The 19,068-nt window shown below is 62.1% G+C and carries 19 protein-coding genes; 11 read left to right on the top strand and 8 right to left on the bottom strand.

From position 1 onward, the window contains the following. Positions 1–15: 15 nt before the first annotated feature. Entirely contained in the window at positions 16–798 is a 783-nt protein-coding gene (locus PI93_RS22630; RefSeq protein WP_080759259.1) for a sulfite exporter TauE/SafE family protein, read from the bottom strand. Between the two features lie 137 nt (positions 799–935). On the opposite strand from PI93_RS22630, the gene PI93_RS22625 reads away from it, so the two are divergent. After that, positions 936–1,865 carry a LysR family transcriptional regulator gene (locus PI93_RS22625; RefSeq protein WP_236105744.1) on the top strand — a complete coding sequence of 310 codons (930 nt, stop codon included), beginning with the start codon at positions 936–938 and terminating at the stop codon, positions 1,863–1,865. Positions 1,866–2,091: 226 nt separating this feature from the next. Then, the gene (locus PI93_RS22620; RefSeq protein ID WP_039372123.1) at positions 2,092–3,504 is read left to right on the top strand and encodes a methyl-accepting chemotaxis protein; all 1,413 of its coding nucleotides are present in this window, start codon (positions 2,092–2,094) and stop codon (positions 3,502–3,504) included. Positions 3,505–3,610: 106 nt separating this feature from the next. On the opposite strand, the gene PI93_RS22615 is transcribed toward PI93_RS22620, so the two are convergent. The 5 genes from PI93_RS22615 to PI93_RS22595 form a co-directional block, all read right to left on the bottom strand. After that, positions 3,611–3,919: a hypothetical protein gene (locus PI93_RS22615; RefSeq protein ID WP_039374871.1), complete on the bottom strand. Its 309-nt coding sequence runs from the start codon at positions 3,917–3,919 to the stop codon at positions 3,611–3,613. Between the two features lie 536 nt (positions 3,920–4,455). Continuing rightward, positions 4,456–5,046, bottom strand: a complete 591-nt coding sequence (locus PI93_RS22610) for a hypothetical protein (protein WP_039374869.1) — start codon at positions 5,044–5,046, stop codon at positions 4,456–4,458. An 89-nt stretch (positions 5,047–5,135) separates the two neighbouring features. Next, on the bottom strand, positions 5,136–5,273 hold the full coding sequence (locus tag PI93_RS22605) for an entericidin A/B family lipoprotein (protein ID WP_039374867.1): 138 nt from the start codon (positions 5,271–5,273) through the stop codon (positions 5,136–5,138). Positions 5,274–5,380: 107 nt separating this feature from the next. Further along, complete coding sequence (locus PI93_RS22600; RefSeq protein WP_039374866.1) at positions 5,381–5,587, bottom strand: CsbD family protein; 207 nt, start codon at positions 5,585–5,587, stop codon at positions 5,381–5,383. Positions 5,588–5,780: 193 nt separating this feature from the next. Continuing rightward, complete coding sequence (locus tag PI93_RS22595) at positions 5,781–7,337, bottom strand: sensor histidine kinase (RefSeq protein ID WP_052241064.1); 1,557 nt, start codon at positions 7,335–7,337, stop codon at positions 5,781–5,783. Positions 7,338–7,607: 270 nt separating this feature from the next. Between PI93_RS22595 and PI93_RS22590 the strand changes: the two genes are divergently transcribed. From PI93_RS22590 to PI93_RS22550, 9 genes are all read left to right on the top strand, one after another. Then, entirely contained in the window at positions 7,608–7,784 is a 177-nt protein-coding gene (locus PI93_RS22590) for a DUF1328 family protein (RefSeq protein ID WP_039374863.1), read from the top strand. Between the two features lie 93 nt (positions 7,785–7,877). Then, positions 7,878–8,039, top strand: coding sequence for a DUF1328 domain-containing protein (locus PI93_RS22585; protein ID WP_039374862.1), 162 nt, complete (start codon positions 7,878–7,880; stop codon positions 8,037–8,039). 201 nt (positions 8,040–8,240) lie between these two features. Continuing rightward, positions 8,241–8,798, top strand: coding sequence for a ferritin-like domain-containing protein (locus PI93_RS22580; protein ID WP_039374873.1), 558 nt, complete (start codon positions 8,241–8,243; stop codon positions 8,796–8,798). Between the two features lie 82 nt (positions 8,799–8,880). Beyond that, positions 8,881–9,525, top strand: a complete 645-nt coding sequence (locus PI93_RS22575) for a response regulator (RefSeq protein WP_039374861.1) — start codon at positions 8,881–8,883, stop codon at positions 9,523–9,525. Positions 9,526–9,544: 19 nt separating this feature from the next. Next, positions 9,545–9,967, top strand: a complete 423-nt coding sequence (locus tag PI93_RS22570; RefSeq protein WP_039374859.1) for a response regulator — start codon at positions 9,545–9,547, stop codon at positions 9,965–9,967. 360 nt (positions 9,968–10,327) lie between these two features. Beyond that, on the top strand, positions 10,328–11,362 hold the full coding sequence (locus PI93_RS22565) for a methionine ABC transporter ATP-binding protein (RefSeq protein WP_039374858.1): 1,035 nt from the start codon (positions 10,328–10,330) through the stop codon (positions 11,360–11,362). Further along, positions 11,352–12,005, top strand: a complete 654-nt coding sequence (locus PI93_RS22560; protein ID WP_010804449.1) for a methionine ABC transporter permease — start codon at positions 11,352–11,354, stop codon at positions 12,003–12,005. The genes PI93_RS22565 and PI93_RS22560 overlap by 11 nt, the downstream gene beginning before the upstream one ends. Positions 12,006–12,066: 61 nt before the next feature. Then, on the top strand, positions 12,067–12,879 hold the full coding sequence (locus tag PI93_RS22555; protein WP_039374856.1) for a MetQ/NlpA family ABC transporter substrate-binding protein: 813 nt from the start codon (positions 12,067–12,069) through the stop codon (positions 12,877–12,879). Between the two features lie 420 nt (positions 12,880–13,299). After that, entirely contained in the window at positions 13,300–15,192 is a 1,893-nt protein-coding gene (locus PI93_RS22550) for a GGDEF domain-containing protein (RefSeq protein ID WP_039374855.1), read from the top strand. 222 nt (positions 15,193–15,414) lie between these two features. Here PI93_RS22550 and PI93_RS22545 read toward each other — a convergent pair whose 3' ends face one another. Then, positions 15,415–17,031, bottom strand: a complete 1,617-nt coding sequence (locus PI93_RS22545) for an APC family permease (RefSeq protein WP_039374853.1) — start codon at positions 17,029–17,031, stop codon at positions 15,415–15,417. A 413-nt stretch (positions 17,032–17,444) separates the two neighbouring features. Next, positions 17,445–18,953 (bottom strand): NAD-dependent succinate-semialdehyde dehydrogenase, encoded by a 1,509-nt coding sequence (locus PI93_RS22540; protein WP_039374851.1) that lies wholly within the window; start codon positions 18,951–18,953, stop codon positions 17,445–17,447. Positions 18,954–19,068 lie beyond the last annotated feature (115 nt).

The following is a 19,068-nucleotide window of genomic DNA, read 5'->3' as shown; positions in this document are numbered from 1 at the left end:
GGGGACGTCGGCGCGCTATCGACTGCGCATGAGCAGCGCGATACCTGCCGCCAGCACGACGAGATTGACCACCTTCACGAACTGTTGGCGGGAGAGTCGCAGGGTGATGTGCTTTCCGAGCCACATCCCGGCGATCATGGCCGGTATCAGCGATGCCGCCGTGACCAGCATCGACAAATTGGCGTAGACCCCTGCAATCAGAAAAAGTGTGGCGCGCACCAACGTGCTCAAGCCGATGAGCGTTGCCTGCGTCACCCGCATCGCTTCGACGCGCTCGAGCCGACTCGTCAGATAGATCGCGAAGATGAAGCCGCCGCTACCGAACATCGCGCCGAACATGCCGCCCAGCGCCCCGAACGGCACTGCCCATGCCTGCGACAGACGCGATTTTGCGCGCGGTCCGATCAGCGAGAACACGGCATAGCCGCAGATGAACCAGGCCAGCGCGCGCAACAGGACGTCGGGTCGTAACGTCAGCAACAGCGCGGCACCGGCAAGACTGCCGGCGATGATGGCAGGCACCAGACGGCGCAACTCGCCGACGTCTGCGGCACGGGCGTTGCGCACCACATTGCCCGAGGCTGCGCCGAAATCGAGCAAGGCCAACATCGGCACGATCTGTGCGACCGGCATGGCATAGGCGAGGATGGGACTGGCAACGAGTGCTGTGCCGAAGCCCGCCACGCCGAAGATGACATAAGCGACGACGAGCGCAGCGCTCATCAGTAGCCAGTGGCCGGGCGTCGGGAGGGCGGCGAGAAGGGTGTCGAGGATCGGCAGAGACAACGTCGAAAGCATGGTGACGGGGCAGGGATGAGAGGTGAGCGAAGCGGGCCAGGGGCCGCACAGGACCTGCGCGGGATGCTCGTCAGCATAGGGCCGTGTGCCGGAGGCGCGCCAATATAGAATGTGGCGATATTCGATCTCGAAACGGCATGGTCATGGTGTCGCTGCGGCAGATGCGGTATTTCCTGGAAGTGGTCGACGCCGGTGGGTTCAGTGCGGCGGCCGAACGTTTGTTCGTTGCACAATCGGCGCTGAGCCGCCAGATCTCGGAACTTGAGCGCGAGTTGCAGGCGGTGTTGCTCGAGCGCTCGTCCAAGGGCGTGACGCTCACGCCTGCGGGACGGACGTTCGTGAACGAGGCGCGGCGTGTGCTCACAGAACTCGAAGGCTCGGTGGCCCTCACGCGCAGCGTGGCGCGCGGTGAGCAGGGCACGGTACGCCTGGCGCATTCGAGCTCGGTACCGTTCGCCGGCACGTTGCCCGCCGCCTTGTTGGCCCATCTTCAAGCCAATCCCGGCGTGAGCGTCGACATCTCGACCCTGTCCTCGGAGCAGCAGCAGGACGACATCGAGGCGGGGCGTATCGATCTGGGACTGGTGCGGTTGCCGGTGCTGCGCCCGGCGGCGTCGTTGATGTGCGAGACCCTCGCGACCGAACGCTTGCTGCTGCTGGTGCCGCCGGGCCACGCGCTGGCGGGCGAGACGTCGGTAAGCGTGGCGGCGCTGGCCGCCGAGCCGTTTGTGTCGCTGCCACATCGCGAGCGTGGCGGATTGAGCTACCGTGTCGCGCAGTTGTGCCAGCAGCATGGCTTTTTCCCGAAGGCTGCCGTGGCGACGTCGCGCAAGGCAACGCTCGTGAATCTCGTCGCGGCGGGATTTGGGGTGGCCATCGTGCCGCAAAGCCTTGCCGCCATGGCCGGGCCGGAGGTGCGACGCGTGACGCTCGACGACGCCAACGCCGACAGCAAAATCGCCTTGCTGCACCGCCGCGACGCCGGCGGATTGGTCATTGCCGTCGGCGAGGCGCTACGCGCAGCGATCGGCCACGCGGCGTCTGCGAGCCAGCCCGAGAGGCAGTAAGTCCCGCGTAAGCCCTGCGTGAGAGGGTGGCCCCACAAAGTCGGAAATGCGGGGGCTGCGGGCGTTGTAGCAAGCGAGGAAACCCTCAAGTCAGCCGTTTTTTCTCCCGTTATACTTTTCGACACATCAGCGTGCGGCGCGAACGTCTTCCCGGCGTTTCCGGCAGTTCCGGCGGATGTCGCGCCCTCGTCATAACAAGCAGATCAGAGATGCGAGGAGACTGACGATGGGGCTATTCACGCGCACCAGGGGAGCGGCGCAGACCGTCGCTATCATGAACGAGGTGGCCGAGAGCGCGGGCACCCTCGGCGTTGAGTTGTGCGATATCGCCGGTAACGTCGACGAAATCGCCGTTCGAATCAAGCGCCAGGCCGAAGTGTTTCAAGACCTTCGCCGGGCCGCCTCCGATACCAGCGAAGGGAATCAGCGCATCGCGAGCGCAGCACGCGAGGCACGCGACGTCGCTGAACGCGCAAGCGCTGAGATTTCGGCGTCGCGCAACACGGCGCATGCGTCGCTGGCTTCCATTCACGGCTTGGTGGAGGGCGTGTCCGGTATGGCGGGTGAGATCGCCGGACTACGTGACGCCCTCGATCATGTGGGGAAGGTGGCCGAGGGCATTTCCGTCATCGCTCGTCAGACCAATCTGCTCGCGCTCAACGCGGCGATCGAAGCGGCGCGCGCGGGGGCGGCCGGCCGCAGCTTCGCGGTCGTGGCGACGGAAGTCAAATTGCTCGCCAGCAAGACCGCGGAGGCGACGCAGCAAATCGAGCACACCCTCGCGGCGTTGGGCGAGCGTACCGAACGTCTGATGCGTGAGAGCAATGCCAATGTCGCTCGCGCCAACGATGCGCGCGAAGGCACCCGCGCCATTGCGAGCGTGATCGAGACCGCCGGCACGGCGCTCGATACGTTCGATCGTCAGGCTGGGCAGATCGCCGAAGTCAGCGAAGTCATCGAAAACGAATGCACGACACTCGCCGCCCACGTCGACGAAATGGCCGATGGGGTCTCGCATTCGGCGGAACACGTCGAAAGCGCCCGCGAGCGAATCAACGGGTTGCTGTCCGTCTCGGAGCATCTGATCGGCCTGATCGCCGAAGCCGACGTGGAGACGGAGGACACTCCGTTCATTCGCGCCGTGCGCCGGGCGGCCAAGCAAGTGGGGGAGAGTTTCGAGGCCGCGCTGGCCAAGGGCAAGATCAGCGAGCAGGAGTTGTTCGACCGTCGCTACGAACCGATTCCGGGGTCGAACCCGCAGCAGTTGATGGCGCGCTTCACTCGCTTCACTGACGAGACATTGCCGGCGATTCAGGAACCGTTGCTCGGGCTCAACGAGCGCATCACGTTTTGTGCCGCGGTCGACGAGAATGGCTATCTGCCGACGCACAACCGCAAGTTCTCACAGTCGCCAACGAACGACCCGGTGTGGAACGCAGCGCATTGCCGCAACCGCCGTCTCTTCAACGATCGCACGGGCGCGGCCGCCGGACGCAACACCAAACCGCTGCTGCTCCAGACCTACCGGCGCGACATGGGCGGGGGCGAGTTCGTGGTGATGAAAGACGCCTCGGCACCGATCTATGTGAACGGGCGTCATTGGGGGGGCTTTCGGATCGCTTACCGGGTGGCGCGTTAGTGGGGGGCAGGCACGCACGTCGTTCACCGCATGAAAAGCAACGCGCCACCGACTGCAAGGTCGGTGGCGCGTTGTGTTTTCCATGGCCTGGCCTGCCGGCCGTGGATCAATAGCGATACCAGCGGCCGTGGCGCCAGTAGCCGTGCCCGTATCCGCCATAGTACGGACGACCGTAATAAGCCGGCGGCGGCGCGCCGTAGTAAACCGGTGCGGGGGCGACGTAGACGGGCGGCGGCGCATAGTAGACCGGCGGAGGCGGCGCCACGTACACCGGAGCCGGGGCATACACCGGGCCGGGGACGACCAGCGGCACACCAATACCGATACCGACCGAGACGTGCGCCTGCGCCGTGCCGATCGCACCCGCGGCGAGCGCGATCCCGGCGATGGCAAGGGCGGCAAACTTGGTTTTCATGACATTTCTCCTGCGGACTTGGCAGCGTACTGATGACAGCGCCCGAACGGCACCATGCCGCTCGACGCGCCTGGTGCCCGCCGGCACCCTGGTTCGTCAGATTCCTTGACTTAACTTTACTGAAGTTCCGAAACGCAGGCGTGGCGCAATTGTTGCAAAGTATGCGCATTGACACGGCATAGGGAACGCTCGGGCGTAGAAAAGCGGCCGCCAAACGTGTGAATCAGGCCCCTATTCTATGCAGAATCAACGCTTTGCGCTCGTTTCGGTTGACGTGCCGCAGGGGGGTATTCGCGCGTGGGGGCGCGGTGTCGAGCGACACTTGTTACATTCATTTACATGACGGCCCCGGTCATGTGGCGCAAAAACAGCGGCGGATGCCGCATACACGGCATCCGCCTGCTGTCGGCGTCTCTCCTGCCTACGAGACACCGTCTCCTCCCTGCCAAACCGGTCGACCTGCCGTTGTGCTTTGCTTTTGGGGCAATCGCCCTGAATCGTCCTGAGACTTCGGGCGGATGCCCGGTGATTCCCGGTTACTGGTTGAAGCGCGCCTTGGCGTCCGCGACACAGGCGTCCTTGCTGTTGCCGGTCATGCTGTCGCAACGCTCAACCGCTGCCTTGTATTGCGCCTTGTTCGCATCGGCATTGGCATCCTGGCGTGCGGCCATGGTGTCCTTCGACGATTCGCGGCTCGTGCGCATGACCTTGGCATCGCCGTAGGCCTTGGTCTTGGCGGCGTCCGCGTCCTTGACGCAAACGTCCTTCTCGTTGCCCTTCTTGTCGTCGCAGCGCAGCTTGGCGACGCTGTAATCGGCGTCGGCCTTGGCGACGGCGGCGTCGTAACGTGCCTTGGGCGTTTGCTTGTAGTCGGCTTCAGCAACGGCCTTGGCAACCTTCTCGTTACCCTTGGCGTTCTCGACGCAGACCTTCTTCGCGTTGTCCTTGAGATCTTCGCAGCGCGCCACCGATGCCTTGTAGTCGGCCTCGGCAGATTTCTGCGCGGCGTCGTAACGATCCTTGGCGGCGGCGTCGGCCGCAGTGGCTGCCGATGTGCCCATCATTCCCGCGGCACCTGCTGCGAGACAGGCGCAGGTGAGGAAGTTCATGGCGATTCGATGTGACATCTCAAAGTCCTCCTTTGGGCTGGCATTGGAACGAGCATGAGGCGCGATGCCGATGCATCGCGTGTCAGGGGGCTGGCGGGATGCCCGCGTTACTTGTTGCGGTCTGCGGCGCCTTGGATGGCTTCGCCACCCTTTTCAACGTCCTTGCCCGCACCGTGAATGGTGTTGCAGCCGGCGAGACCCAGCGCGAAGCCGGAGAGCAGTGCAATGGCGATCAATCGTTTCATTTTGATTTCTCCTTTGAGAGAGGATGTCGTCCGAGGCGCCGGAAAAGCGCAAGGAAGGCGCGAGAGAGCGGTGACGGCCCGCCTCCCGGCGGGCCGGTGACACTCGCTTACCAGAGCTTGTGCTGGTTGTTCCAGGTGTCGACTTCGCGTTCGGCATCGGCCTTGGCCTTGCCATAGCGTTCCTGAATCACGCCCACGAACTTGTCGCGGTTTCCTTCGATCTTGAGCAGATCGTCGTCGGTCAGGTTGCCCCACTGCTTCTTGGCTTCACCCTTAAGCTGGTTCCACTTGCCCTTGATCAGATCCGAGTTCATAGCAACTCCTTCATGTTGGGTTCAGGTGTGTTTCGTGCGACTGCATGCACAGCGTCGTGCATGATTGCCCGCGTCGTTACCCGCGTCGTTACCGCGCCATGAGGGCGGCAAGTGATTCCATGGTAGGGAGTGCGAAACGTTCGCGCTGTCAGCCGCGTCAGCGTTGCGGTGTAGGCGGAGTCGGGTTGCGCTGTCAGTGCATTCCGACGGGCGGCGTGGGGGGCTTGGCGGCTTGGGGGGATGGCTGCGATTCAGGCGTTTGCGCCGTTTGCGGCGCTTCGCCGGTGCCGTTGTCGGCGGCACCGGTGGTGCCGGCAACGGGGGCTTGCGGCGCTGTGCTCTCGGTCACTTCCGTGGCGATGTCAGGTGCATCGGCGGGATTGCACAGCGGCAGCACGACCTGAATTTCGGTGCCGAGGCGTTGCGGCAGCGAATGAATGTCGATGCGTCCACCCTTGGCCGATACACGCTGTCGCATGCCGAACAGGCCATGCGTCTTGGGCTTGTTGAACTGATCGCGCGTGAGGCCGATGCCGTTGTCGATGACTTCCAGACGCACTCGTTGACCGTCGCATGCCAGCGCGACGCGCACAGCGGTGGCACGCGCGTATTTGCCGGCGTTCGTGAGCGACTCCTGAGCAACGCGGAACAGCACGATGGCGGTCGACTCTGGCAGTGCGAAATCTTCTTCTGGCAGATCGAGATCGAGTTGCCAATGTTGCTGATCTGCGGTTTCCTCCGCAAGCGAGCGTAATGCGGTGACCAGACCGAAGTTGATCAGCACCGTGGGGCGCAGATTTTCGATGATGCGGCGCTTGGTTTGAATGCCCGAGTCCAGATTGCGCTGTGCGCGGGCCAGCTTCTCTGCGATGGAGGGATCGGTCGCGCGCAGTTTGTGGTGGGCCCACGTGACGTCCATTTTGCAGGCGGTGAGAATCGCACCCAGTTCATCGTGCAACTCCCGTGAGAGGCGCGTCTTCTCGTCTTCGCTGACGTTTTGCAAGTGGGTCGCCAACTCGTCGAGCTGTTCGGTACGTTCGCGCACGAGCCGGTCCAGATGCGCTTGCTGTTCGCGCAACTGTTCGCGCGCCAGTTCTTCCTGTCGCATTTGCCGGCCGAGAGTGCGGAACAGCAGGATAAACAGCAGGATGGTGAGCACCGAGAGGGCGCCGGCGCTTATCGCCGAGATTGCCTGATCGAAGCGGCCGTCGTCCTGCGCGGTACGTGCGCGCGCCAGCTCGCGGTTGTAGAGGTCCGTGATGGCGTTCTGCACCGGCTCCATCGTGCCCATGCCGAGGTTGGCGGGCGAGAGCGCTTCCTCGATGCTCATCTCCCCTTGCTTGACCGCTGCGCGCGCCGTTTCCATCGCGGTAATGCGCTGCGAGAACAATGTCATCACGTTGGCGAAGTCCCTTGTGGCCTGGGCATCGCCGACATCTTCGTAATGCTGGATGATGAGCGCGGCAAGGTCTCGAATGCGTCGCACCGCCGACAGATAGGGGTCGAGATAGATCGCGTTGTTCGTGAGCAGGTAGCCGCGCTGGCTGGAGACCACAGTGGAGGTGCGCGCCATGATCTCGTTGAGCTCGTTGGCCGCCGTCATGGCCTGTAGGGCGGTCTCGTAAGTGGAGGCGAGGCGGCGGTGCGCCGACTCCAGCCCGATCAGGCTCCCGACCGTGATGAGGATCGCGGCAATCATGGCAATGATCCAGCTTCGGCGGCGCAGCCAGGACGTCAACAATCGGGGCATGGGGGCGTTTGTCGGGTGGTTTTGAGGTGATTCAGCGGGGAATTCGATAGGTAAGGCTCGCTTCGATCATAAGTCGAAAATCGCGTCATTTCGCGAATTGTCAGCGAATTCCTACGCAAAAACCAGCGCCGGCCGGGCAGTCCAGCCGACGCGCATTCCCTACCATACACTCAGCGTCCGATAGTTTGCGTCGCAGTGTGTAACACGATGTCACACCGTCGGATGCCAGGAATGTCTCCGGAAAACGATGCCATAACCAAGGAGAGCGCTATGTTGAAGTGGGCTTTGCTATTTGCACTGATCTCCATCGTAGCCGGCGTGTTGGGCTTCACGGGGATCGCTGCCGGTGCTGCCGGGATCGCGAAGATTCTGTTTGTGCTGTTCCTGGTGCTGTTCGTGATCTTCCTGCTGCTTGGACTTACCGTCGCCAAGAAGATCGTCGATTAGACGGTGCGCTGCGGCGCAGGATCTCGCGTTGCAGCGATTCCGTGATGCGTCAGTCATGCCGCTCACGGGCCGTTCCCATTCAAGGAGGTTGCGATGCTTCACTATGCTGTCGTGTTTTTCGTGATCGCGTTGATCGCCGCAGTTTTCGGTTTCACGGGAATTGCTGCCGGTGCGGCCGAGATTGCCAAGATTCTGTTCTTCATTTTCCTGGTGATCTTTCTGGTCACGCTGCTTTTCGGGGTGGTCCGACGATAGACGCGTACCTCTCGTTCGGCCTGCCCGGGCGGGCGGGGCGGTCTGAACCGCCCGACGGTCCGCCCGGTGCGAGGTCCGATTGCGACACACGCCCACGTGGATTCAACGCCCCCATCCCCGCAAACCCCTACCAAGGAGGATTCGCTCATGCAAACCGCCAAGCACGCCAAGCACCAGGTCAAGACTCATGGCCAGCCCGCGATGAAAGGCAATGGTCACAGCAAGCACGCGGGTGAAGACTTCGAGATCGACGTTCGTGCATTGCGCGAGCGTGCCCGTGAGCATCTCGACGAAGGTGCCGTCACGGAAGATTACCGTGCCGATCGCGATGCGGTCGTGCACATGCTCAACGACGCACTGGCTACCGAGCTGGTGTGCGTGCTGCGCTACAAGCGCCACCATTTCATGGCCACCGGCATTCACGCAGAGCCGGTCGCGGCCGAGTTCGCGGAACACGCAATGCAGGAACAGGATCACGCGGATCGCATTGCGGCGCGGATCGTGCAACTGGGCGGCGAACCCGATTTTTCACCCGATGGGCTCTCGGCGCGTAGCCATGCGGAATACGTCACGGGGAGCAATCTGCGGGACATGATTCGCGAAAATCTCGTGGCAGAGCGTATTGCGATTGAGAGTTACCGCGAGATGATTCATTATTTGGGAGACCGGGACACGACGACGCGACGCATGCTCGAGGAAATCCTGGCGGTCGAGGAGGAGCATGCCGACGATATGCACGACCTGCTCGAGCGCGAATAACCCGCGGTGACGGCCATGGCCTGCACAGCCAAAACATGTGGACAGCGCCATCGGGCCGATGGGGACAGTCTCTGGAGCTTAGATGTCATTGACGACAATAAAAATCCTGATTGCCGACGACCACGCGATCGTTCGTACTGGCTTCAAGCAGTTCATTGCCGACGAATCGGACATGGAAGTGCTGGGCGAGGCCGCGAGTGGCGACGAGGTGATTCATGCCGTTCGCAACACCGAGTTCGATGTCGTGCTGTTGGATATCGCCATGCCTGACAAGAACGGCATCGACACCCTGCGAGTGATCAAGCAATTGCGTCCCGAGCAGGGGGTGCTGTTCCTGTCGACCTACCCCGAAGCGCAGTACGCCGTGAATTTGCTGCGCGCCGGGGCGAACGGTTATCTGATGAAGGATGCGCCGCCCGAGGAAATCATCCGGGCGATTCGCACGGTGGCGCGCGGCCACCGGTATGTCAGTGAGGGAACGGCCGATCTGCTCGCACAGAAGCTGGACAAGCCGATCGACGAGCCCATGCATGAACAACTCTCGGAGCGCGAGTTCCAGGTGTTCTGCAAGCTTGCACAGGGACGCACCCCCACGGAAATCGCCGACGAACTGCATCTGTCGGTGAAGACTGTCAGCACGTATCGCGCACGTGTGCTGGAAAAAATGCATTTGAAGACCAATGCCGACCTGACGCTCTATGCGCTCAAGAACGGCCTGATCAGTTGATGGAAAAGAGAGGCTTGTGATGTCAACCGGGAACGCGGCAACGCATACGGGGTCCGGTTTGCCCCTCAAGGTGCTGTTGATCGAAGACTCGGCGGTAATTCGCGAGAGCCTGTCCGAAGCGCTCGGGTCGACCGGGATGCTTCAGGTGGCAGGTGTGGCGGAGACTGCTGACGACGCGGTTCGCACATTGAAGGAAGACCAGTTCGACGCGGTGATTGTCGATATTCAATTGCGGCGCGGCTCGGGCATGGACGTGCTGTCGTATCTGCACGACGCAGGCCTGTTGCCGCAACTCATGGCCATTGTGCTGACGAACTACGCATTGGCGACGTATCGCAAACGTTGCCAGCAGTTGGGTGTGCAGTACTTCTTCGACAAGTCATTGGAATTCGACCGCGTGATCGAAGTGCTCGACGATTTTGCCTCCAGCCGGCAGGCCTGACATTTCCCCATTTTCCGGATTGCCGAGGCGATCCGGTGCAGACATCCCGCCTCGCCTCCTATTCCCATGCTTCGGGAATCGAACTTCCGATTAGCGCAATCACCTCACTTTTTCCCGTTTGAGAGGGCAGGCATCCTGCTGCGCTCCCGTTTCTTGTTGCATTGCGGCACGCGGCGACGACCTCTCGTTTCGCCATCGCCGGGCAACCCTTACTTAAGGCGAAATCCGGTATAAAGAGATCAAATTTTATTATTTTCAACTATTTAGATGCATGGGCTAGAATGTCGCCTTTGCGCTATATACCGGGTCAAGGCGGCGGCACTGCGAGCAGTTCAGGCAGTGGGGCTGCCATTTTTTTGCATGATCGAACTCCAGAACATTACCCAGCGATTTGCTGGACCCAAGGGGCCGATCGACGCGCTTTCCAATATCAGCCTGTCGATCGAGCGCGGCGAAGTTTTCGGCATCATTGGCCGAAGCGGCGCCGGCAAGAGCACGCTTGTGCGCGTGATCAACCTGCTCAATCGCCCGAGCGACGGCACAGTGCGCGTGGACGGCCAGGATCTGACGTCGTTGTCCTCGGACGAGTTGCGTCAGGCGCGCCGTCGCATCGGCATGATCTTCCAGCACTTCAACTTGCTTAGCTCGCGCACCGTCTACGACAACGTGGCGCTGCCGCTGGAGCTGGCGGGCATGTCGGCTGCCGAGATTCGTGCGAAGGTGTTGCCGTTGCTCGAACTCGTGGGCCTGACGGCGCAGAAGGATCGTTATCCGGCGCAGATCTCCGGTGGTCAGAAGCAGCGTGTAGGGATTGCCCGTGCGCTCGCGAGCGAGCCGCAGGTATTGCTTTCGGACGAGGCCACGTCGGCGCTCGACCCCGAGACCACGCGTTCGATTCTTGAACTGCTCAAGCGAATCAATCGCGAGCTGGGACTGACCGTCGTGCTGATTACGCACCAGATGGAGGTCATCAAGCAGGTATGTGACCGTGTTGCCGTGCTCGACGCCGGCCGTGTGGTTGAGCAGGGGCGGGTGATCGACGTGTTCCTGCGCCCGCGCCACGAAGTCACGCGTGCGCTCATCGGTGACGTGATCGCACAGGAATTGCCCGAGGGCGTTCGCGAACGTGTCGCATCGCGCATCGGCAATGGCCACGACCATCTGTATCGTCTGGCGTTTTCCGGCGCGGGTGTGGATCAGCCGCTGCTGTCCGAGGCGATTCGCCGCTACGAACTCGATTTCAATATCCTGCATGGCCAGATCGACGAGATCCAGGGGCAGGCCTTCGGATCGCTCGCCGTCCTGGCGGGCGGCACCCCGGCCCGCGTGGCCGAAGCCATGGCGTTCCTCGCCAGTCAGGGCGTTGTCGTTGAGGAGCTGAGCCATGTGGAGTGAAATGTTCGATCTGTTCGTCTCCTCGTTCTGGGAGACGCTCATCATGGTCGGGATTTCCGGCCTGATTGGTGCGGTCGTTGGCGTGCCGCTTGGCGTGCTGCTGTATCTGACGGATCGTAATGGCGTGTTGCAGAACCTGCCGACCAATCGCATCGTCGGCATCATCGTCAACGCCGTGCGCTCGACACCGTTCATCATCCTGCTCGTAGCCGTGATTCCGTTCACGCGACTCATCGTCGGTTCGTCCATCGGCACGATGGCCGCCGTGGTGCCGCTGACCATTGCTGCTGCACCGTTCGTGGCGCGTCTGGTGGAGACCGCGCTGCGCGAGGTCGACCGTGGCCTCATCGAAGCGGCTCAATCGATGGGCGCGACAACCGGTCAGATCGTCATGAAGGTGCTGCTGCCCGAGGCATTGCCCGGTATCGTGGCGGGCCTGACGATCACGTTCGTGAGTCTCGTCGGCTACTCGGCGATGGCCGGCGCCATCGGGGGCGGCGGTCTGGGCGATCTGGGCATCCGATACGGGTATCAACGCTTCCTGCCGGAAGTCATGATCACTGTCGTGCTGATCCTGATTGTCTTTGTGCAACTGGTGCAGACGTTCGGCGACTGGCTGGTGCGCCGTCTGAGCCATAAGTAATCACGCTTCGTATAACAACGTCGCCGGCGAACCGGCACTTCACACACACGCGAGGTTTTCTATGCAACGTCGTAAGATTTTCAAGCTGCTGGCCGGCGTCGGTGCCGCTACGGTCTTCGCCACCCAATTCGCCGCGCCTGCTGCCGCAGCCGATGCCATCAACCTGAAGGTCGGTGTCACGGGCGGCCCGCACGCCCAGATCTTCGATGAAGTGAAAAAAGTGGCGGCCAAGGACGGCCTGAACATCAAGGTCATCGAATTCAGCGATTACGTGCAGCCGAATGCCGCACTGTCGTCGGGCGATCTGGATGTGAACAGCTACCAGCACCAGCCGTACCTCGACGCGCAAGTGAAAGACCGTGGCTACAAGCTCGAGTCGATCGCCAAGACCGTGATCTTCCCGATGGGCATCTACTCGAAGAAGCTCAAGTCGCTGGCCGATCTCAAGTCGGGCGACAAAGTGTCGCTGCCGAACGATCCGACCAATGGCGGCCGTGCGCTGCTGTTGCTGCAAAAGCAGGGCCTGCTCAAGCTGCGTGCCGATGCCGGTCTGAAGGCAACGCCGCTCGACGTGGTCGAGAACCCGAAAAAGCTGAAGTTCGTAGAACTGGACGCTGCTCAACTGCCGCGCTCGCTTGACGACGTGGCCGTGGCCGTCATCAACACCAACTTCGCGATGGAAGCCGGCCTGAACCCGAAACGCGATTCGCTCGCCATCGAAGACGCCAACGGCCCGTATGCCAACGTGCTGGTCATTCGTACCGCCGACAAGAGCAAGCCGTGGGTGGCCAAGCTGATCAAGGCTTACCACTCGCCGGAAGTGAAGGCATTCATCGAGCAGAAATTCGGTGGCTCGGTCGTGACGGCCTGGTAAGTTCCCGACGGTTGCTCCAGAGCATGGAGGCGACCACAAGACACGGCAACGCTTTGCGGCGTTGCCGTTTTTTTTCGTCCCGGTGTCGGAGATCGGCCCGACGCGGTGAGCTTTTCTGTCAGGTGATATGCCGGGATTTGGCGGTCTCCGGGTGTGTGGCAATTCCGGCACTGTCACCGTTCTGTCAAAAAACGGCGATAGCCTGAGTGCCAAGTAAAAGAGGGTGCCTGCGGGCACCGTCACAAGACGCGGATATGGGCCACAGAGCAGCTACCGCACGCGAAGCACGGGGAATACGGGTGAGACACTTCATCGGAGCGCACTTGCCTTCGGCGCGCAGGATTGCGCCCGATACATGCCCGCACAACGCATTGCAGTTTGCATGATGGCGGCGCACCGCACCGAATTACGGAGTCTCAGTTGAACCCTCTCCCGCCTGTCGCGACACGTCCGTCGGAGCGCCTCGACACGCCCGGCGCATCGCGCGAAGCGAAATCCTCGCCTGCCAGCGCTGCCTCACCGTATGCCGATCCCGACGAGAGCGTCTTGCTCGCCGAGCTATGCGAAGGCATTGGCCTGACCTGCGTATTTCAGCCGATTCTCGACTTCCGGACATCCGAAATCGCCGGATACGAGGGGTTGGTGCGAGGGCCGGCTGGCACATCGATTCACTCGCCGATGGCGTTGTTTGCCGCCGCGCGTCGGCATGGACTGGTCGGTCCGCTCGAACTGGCGTGTCGCCGCGCGGTGCTGCGCGGATTCGTCGAACAGAATCTGCCTGAACGTCTGTTCCTGAATATTGGTCCCGTCACCCGAGCGCAACCGGGTGGTGGTGTGAGCGAATCGTTGGGGCTCGACGAGACGTTCGCCATGCTCCAGTCGTTCCGCCTCGCGCCCGAGCGCGTGGTGCTCGAACTGACCGAGCATGCGCCGACACTCGATCTGGCGAGCACACGGGCCTCGCTCGCCGCGTATCGTGCACTGGGCTTCGAAGTGGCGCTGGACGACATGGGTGAGGGCTACGCCAGCCTCAGACTCTGGTCCGAGCTGCGACCCGACTACGTCAAGATCGACCGGCATTTCGTCGACGGTATCGATAGCGACACCGTCAAACTTCAGTTCGTGCGCTCGATACGGCAGATCGCGGAGACCAGCGGCACGCGCGTCATTGCCGAAGGTATCGAACACGCCGAAGAACTGCAGGTCGTGCGCGATCTTGGCATCTTCCTCGGCCAGGGGTACTTCATTGCGCGTCCGGAAGCGCAGCCGCAGCGGGCGATCACGGCCAACGTGCAGGAAGTCGTGAACGAGCGTCGTGCCTACGTGCACCAGCAGCCAGGCCAACTGGGTTCGGGCAATGTGACGCTCGAGCGCATTGCCGCGTATGTCGAGCCGGTGTCGCCAGACACGCGTAGCGAGGATGTAGTGGCGCGTTTCGAGAGTGATCCGGCGCTGGAGGTCCTGCCGGTGGTCGAGCGTGATCGCGCGGTGGGATTGATTGGACGCGCTTCGCTCATTGGCCGGTTCGCGCGCCCGTTCACGCGAGAGTTATATGGCCGCAAGCCATGTTCTGCGGTGATGGAGCCGCGTCCGCTCACGTTCGACAAGACTGCGCGCATGGAAGATTTGAGTCGCATGATTGCCGAGGGCGCGAGTCGGCAGATTGCGGCGGGATTCATCGTGACGGATCAGGGGCGATATTTTGGTGTCGCGCAGGGCCATGCGCTCATGCGTCACATCACCGATATGCAGCTGGATGCGGCGCGTTACGCGAATCCGTTGACGTTGTTGCCGGGCAATGTACCGATCGATGACTACATGGATCGCATGATTGGCGAGCGGCAGTCGTTCCATGCGTGCTATGTCGATCTCGACAACTTCAAGCCGTTCAACGACGTATTCGGCTATCGACGCGGCGACGACTTGATTCAACTGGTCGCGCGAGTCCTGATGGCGGTGCGCAATCCCGAGCGGGATTTCCTTGGGCACATTGGCGGCGACGACTTTCTGATTCTATTTCGCAGTCCGGATTGGGAGGCGCGATGCCGGGAAGCGCTCACGCGATTTGGAGAAGCGGTGACGGAATACTTCCATCCGGATCAGATTGCGGCGGGAGGGTTTGAGGCGGAGGATCGTCGTGGCATGGTGATTTTCCATCCGATCACGAGCTTGTCGATTGGTGTAGTGGCGGTCACCCCTGAGAGCTTCCCGTCACATGTGGAAGTATCGGCGGCGGCGGCTGACGCAAAGAAGATGGCGAAGCGGGCGCTGGGCAACAGCTTGTTCATCGAACGTCGGCGCGCGCACCGATAAGCGAGACCGAAAAAAAAGGCGAATGAAGACGCCCCCAAACAGCGTGAAATGTTGAAAGAGGGGGAGGGTTTCGGTGGAAGTGCTGAGGGCGTGGAGGGGGATGGACCGGGGCCCCTTTCTGCAGCGAGTTGGGTTTATGTCTGAGAGGCGGAAAGGGGCCCCGGTCCGTCTGGGGGGAGGTGTTGAGAGCATCCCCCGAAGACAGACAGAAAAAACACGAGCTTAGTGAGAGAGCGCGGGCATGCCTTCCATGCTGGCTGCGTCTTGCTCGCGTTCCTCGGCGAGGTAGGGCGTGCGCCATCCGGCCTTGACGCCCCAGTGATAGAAGGCGAGAGAGAGCGCTGCCACGATCACCATGTCCCAGCCGTAGGGCAGCAGGCCGATACCGCCAAATTCCTTGCTACCGATAAACGAGCAGAGCGCCATCACGGGCAGATAGCTGATCAGCCACCACGACGCCTTGAGGTCGCGGCCGAAGCCTTGCCATTTGTCCTTCGCCTGATAGTAAAAATAGACCGGCAGCGCCACGACGACCAGCACGATGATCTGACCGGTGAGTGGCCAGCGTGCCCAGTAAAGAATCAGCGAAGCGCAGACGAAGGCGAACGGCGCAATCAGCGACAGTCCTGGCAGACGGAGCGGGCGATCCATCTCCGGGGCTGCGCGACGCAGCGCCATCACACTGATTGGGCCGGTCAGGTACGAGATCACCGTGGCCACCGAAATCACGGCGGCGAGCGAGTCCCAGCCACGGAAGAAGAACATGAAGATGAACGAGATCGCCAGATTGAACCACATGGCTGGGCGTGGCACGCCGTACAGCGGGTGCACGCGGCCGAAGATTTCGGGCAACGTGCGGTTGCGTTCCATCGCGTAGATCATGCGGCTCGTGGTGGCCATATACGTGGTGCCGGTGCCGCTTGGGCTCAGGAACGCGTCGAAGTAGAGCACGATGGCGAGCCAGTTCAGGCCCAGGGCAATTGCCAGTTCGGCAAACGGTGAACTGAAGCTCACCATGTGCCAGCCGCCTGCCAGATGTTCGGGAGTCAGTGCCCCGATGTAGGCGACTTGCAGCAGCAAATAGATCACGGTTGCGAGCAGGATCGAGCCGACCACCGCGAACGGAATACTGCGGCCCGGATCGCGTGCTTCGCCTGCGAGATTCACCGGACTCTGAAAGCCGTTGAACGCAAACACAATGCCTGACGTGGCAACAGCCGTGAGTACAGCCGACATGCCGTTCGGCGCGAAGCCGCCGTGCTCCACCAGATTGAAGTTGCCCGGGTGGAAGCCCGCAATCATCAGACCCGCAATCGTCAGAGCCGGAATCGCGAACTTGAACAGCGTGATCGCCGTGTTGGCGCGAGCGAAGAGTTTCACGCCCCAGTAGTTCAACATGAAATAGACGATCACGAGCAGCGCCGAGAGCACGAGGCCACTCGTGGTGAGTGTGCCATCCACGAACAGGCTGTGCGCCCAGTCGTATGGCCATGTGCTCATGTACTGAATCGACGCTTCGGCCTCGATCGGAATTACCGACACGATAGCGATCCAGTTGGCCCAGGCCGCGATGAAGCCGACCAGGCTGCCGTGCGAATAACGCGAATAACGCACCATGCCGCCCGATTCGGGGAACATCGCGCCCAGTTCGGCGTAGGTGAGTGCGATGGCCAGAATCACGATAGCGCCAATGATCCAGGCGAGAAGGGCGGCGGGGCCCGCAATCTTGGCAGCTTTCCAGGCGCCAAACAGCCAGCCCGAACCGATGATCGAGCCGAGCCCGGTCAACATCAGGGCAAACGGCCCGATGTTGCGCATGAGGGATTGATTGTTATCCATTCGATGTCTTCTCCACGCCCGGGGGGAGCAGGGCACCGGCCCCGATGAGGGCGGGGCGGTACGCTGCGCGAGGGCGGACAAACTGCCGGCAGGCCGGTCACCGTCACAAAGCGTATGACGGCGCGGGGGCGGCGCTGACGGACACGACTTCCGTTGATCGGCTTCGCGAATATCGACCGTTCCCATGTCGCGCTGCACGGGGGAGCGTGCATTGCCCGAATTGGGGTCGGAGTCGCCGTTCGCGAAAAAAGCGCGATTCTACCCGAGGCGACCTGCTTCTGTGGGACTTTGTAACACTTTCCCGATGGCGTCCGGTTGGGCGACGTTACAGAGAATTGCGGGCAAGCCAGTCAGGACGCGGATCTCCACGTGGGAATGCGCCTATTACAAAGTGTTAAAGGGTCAGATGACCTTCACATCCCGGCCAGGCAGAGATACTTCATTTCAAGGTATTCATCGATGCCGTACTTGGAGCCCTCACGACCCAGCCCCGACTGCTTCACACCGCCGAAGGGTGCTACCTCGTTCGAGATCAGACCCGTGTTGATACCGACCATCCCGGCTTCGATGCCTTCGGCCACACGCCAGACGCGTCCAACGTCGCGGGCGAAGAAGTACGACGCGAGCCCGAAGTCGGAGGCGTTGGCCAGACGAATGCCGTCCGCTTCGTCCTTGAAACGGAAGACCGGCGCGACCGGGCCGAACGTTTCCTCCTGCGCAACGAGCATGTCGGCGCTGGCGTCCGCCACCACAGTCGGCTCGAAAAAGCGGCCATGCAGCACTTTGCCGCCCACGGTCACACGTCCCCCCTTGGCGAGCGCATCTTCAACGTGGCGCTCGACCTTCGTCACGGCGGCGTCTTCGATAAGCGGGCCAATCGCGACACCCGGTTCAAACCCATTGCCCACGCGCAGCTTGCTCACCGCGGCGGTGAGTTTCTCGACGAAGGCGTCATAGATGCCGTCCTGCGCGTAAATGCGATTCGCGCAGACACAGGTTTGCCCGGCATTGCGGAACTTTGAGGCGATGCAACCTTCGACGGCCGCGTCCACGTCCGCATCGTCGAAGACGAGGAACGGCGCGAGGCCGCCGAGTTCGAGTGCCACTTTCTTGATCGTCGATGCGCATTGCTCCATGAGTTTTGCGCCGACCGGTGTGGACCCCGTAAAGGACAGGTGACGTACCCGCGGGCTCGAGGTGAGCACGTTGCCCACGTCCGACGAGTGCTTCGACGTCACCACATTGAACACGCCCCTGGGCAACCCGGCGCGGTCGGCGAGTTCGGCGAGCGCCAATGCCGACAACGGGGTGAGGCGCGCCGGTTTGACCACAATCGTGCAGCCCGCCGCAATCGCAGGCGCGATCTTGCGGGTGATCATCGCGATCGGAAAATTCCAGGGCGTAATCGAGGCGCACACGCCGATGGGCTGCTTGAGTACCAGCAGGCGCTTGTCGCCTTCCGGCGAACCGAGCACGTCGCCGTCGATACGCTTGGCCTCTTCCGCGAACCATTCGATGAACGACGCCCCATAAGCCACCTCGCCTTTGGCCTCGGCCAGCGGCTTGCCTTGCTCGGCGGTCATGATGGCGCCGAGGTCGTCCTGCGCCTGCATGATGAGGTCGAACCAGTGACGCATGATGCGCGCACGTTCCTTACCGGTCTTGCGGCGCCAGTCGGGCAGCGCGGTTTCGGCGGCGACCAGGGCGCGCTCCGTCTCCTTCGCGCCCAGATCGGCAACATGGGCGATGTCGGCGTCTGTGGCCGGATCGTTGACGACAAAGGTCGCGTGCGAGTCGGCGGGCGTCCAGGCGCCATCAATATAGGCGTCGGACTTGAGTAATTCGGGATCTTTCAGACGGGCCAGTGCCGGATGGGCCTTGGCCGATGCGCGAGGGGGCGCAGGTTGGCGGGTTGATGACACGATCAGCTCTCCTCTCGGTGACCGGGCGGCGCGCTCAGGGGGGGCGCGTCGTGCGGGGGGACGGAAACGGATACGGCTTGTCGGTGTGTCGGGTGCCAGCTTACTCCAATGACGC

The organism is Pandoraea fibrosis (assembly GCF_000807775.2).
Taxonomy (GTDB): Bacteria; Pseudomonadota; Gammaproteobacteria; order Burkholderiales; family Burkholderiaceae; genus Pandoraea; species Pandoraea fibrosis.
This window is presented reverse-complemented; position numbering and strand designations above follow the sequence as displayed.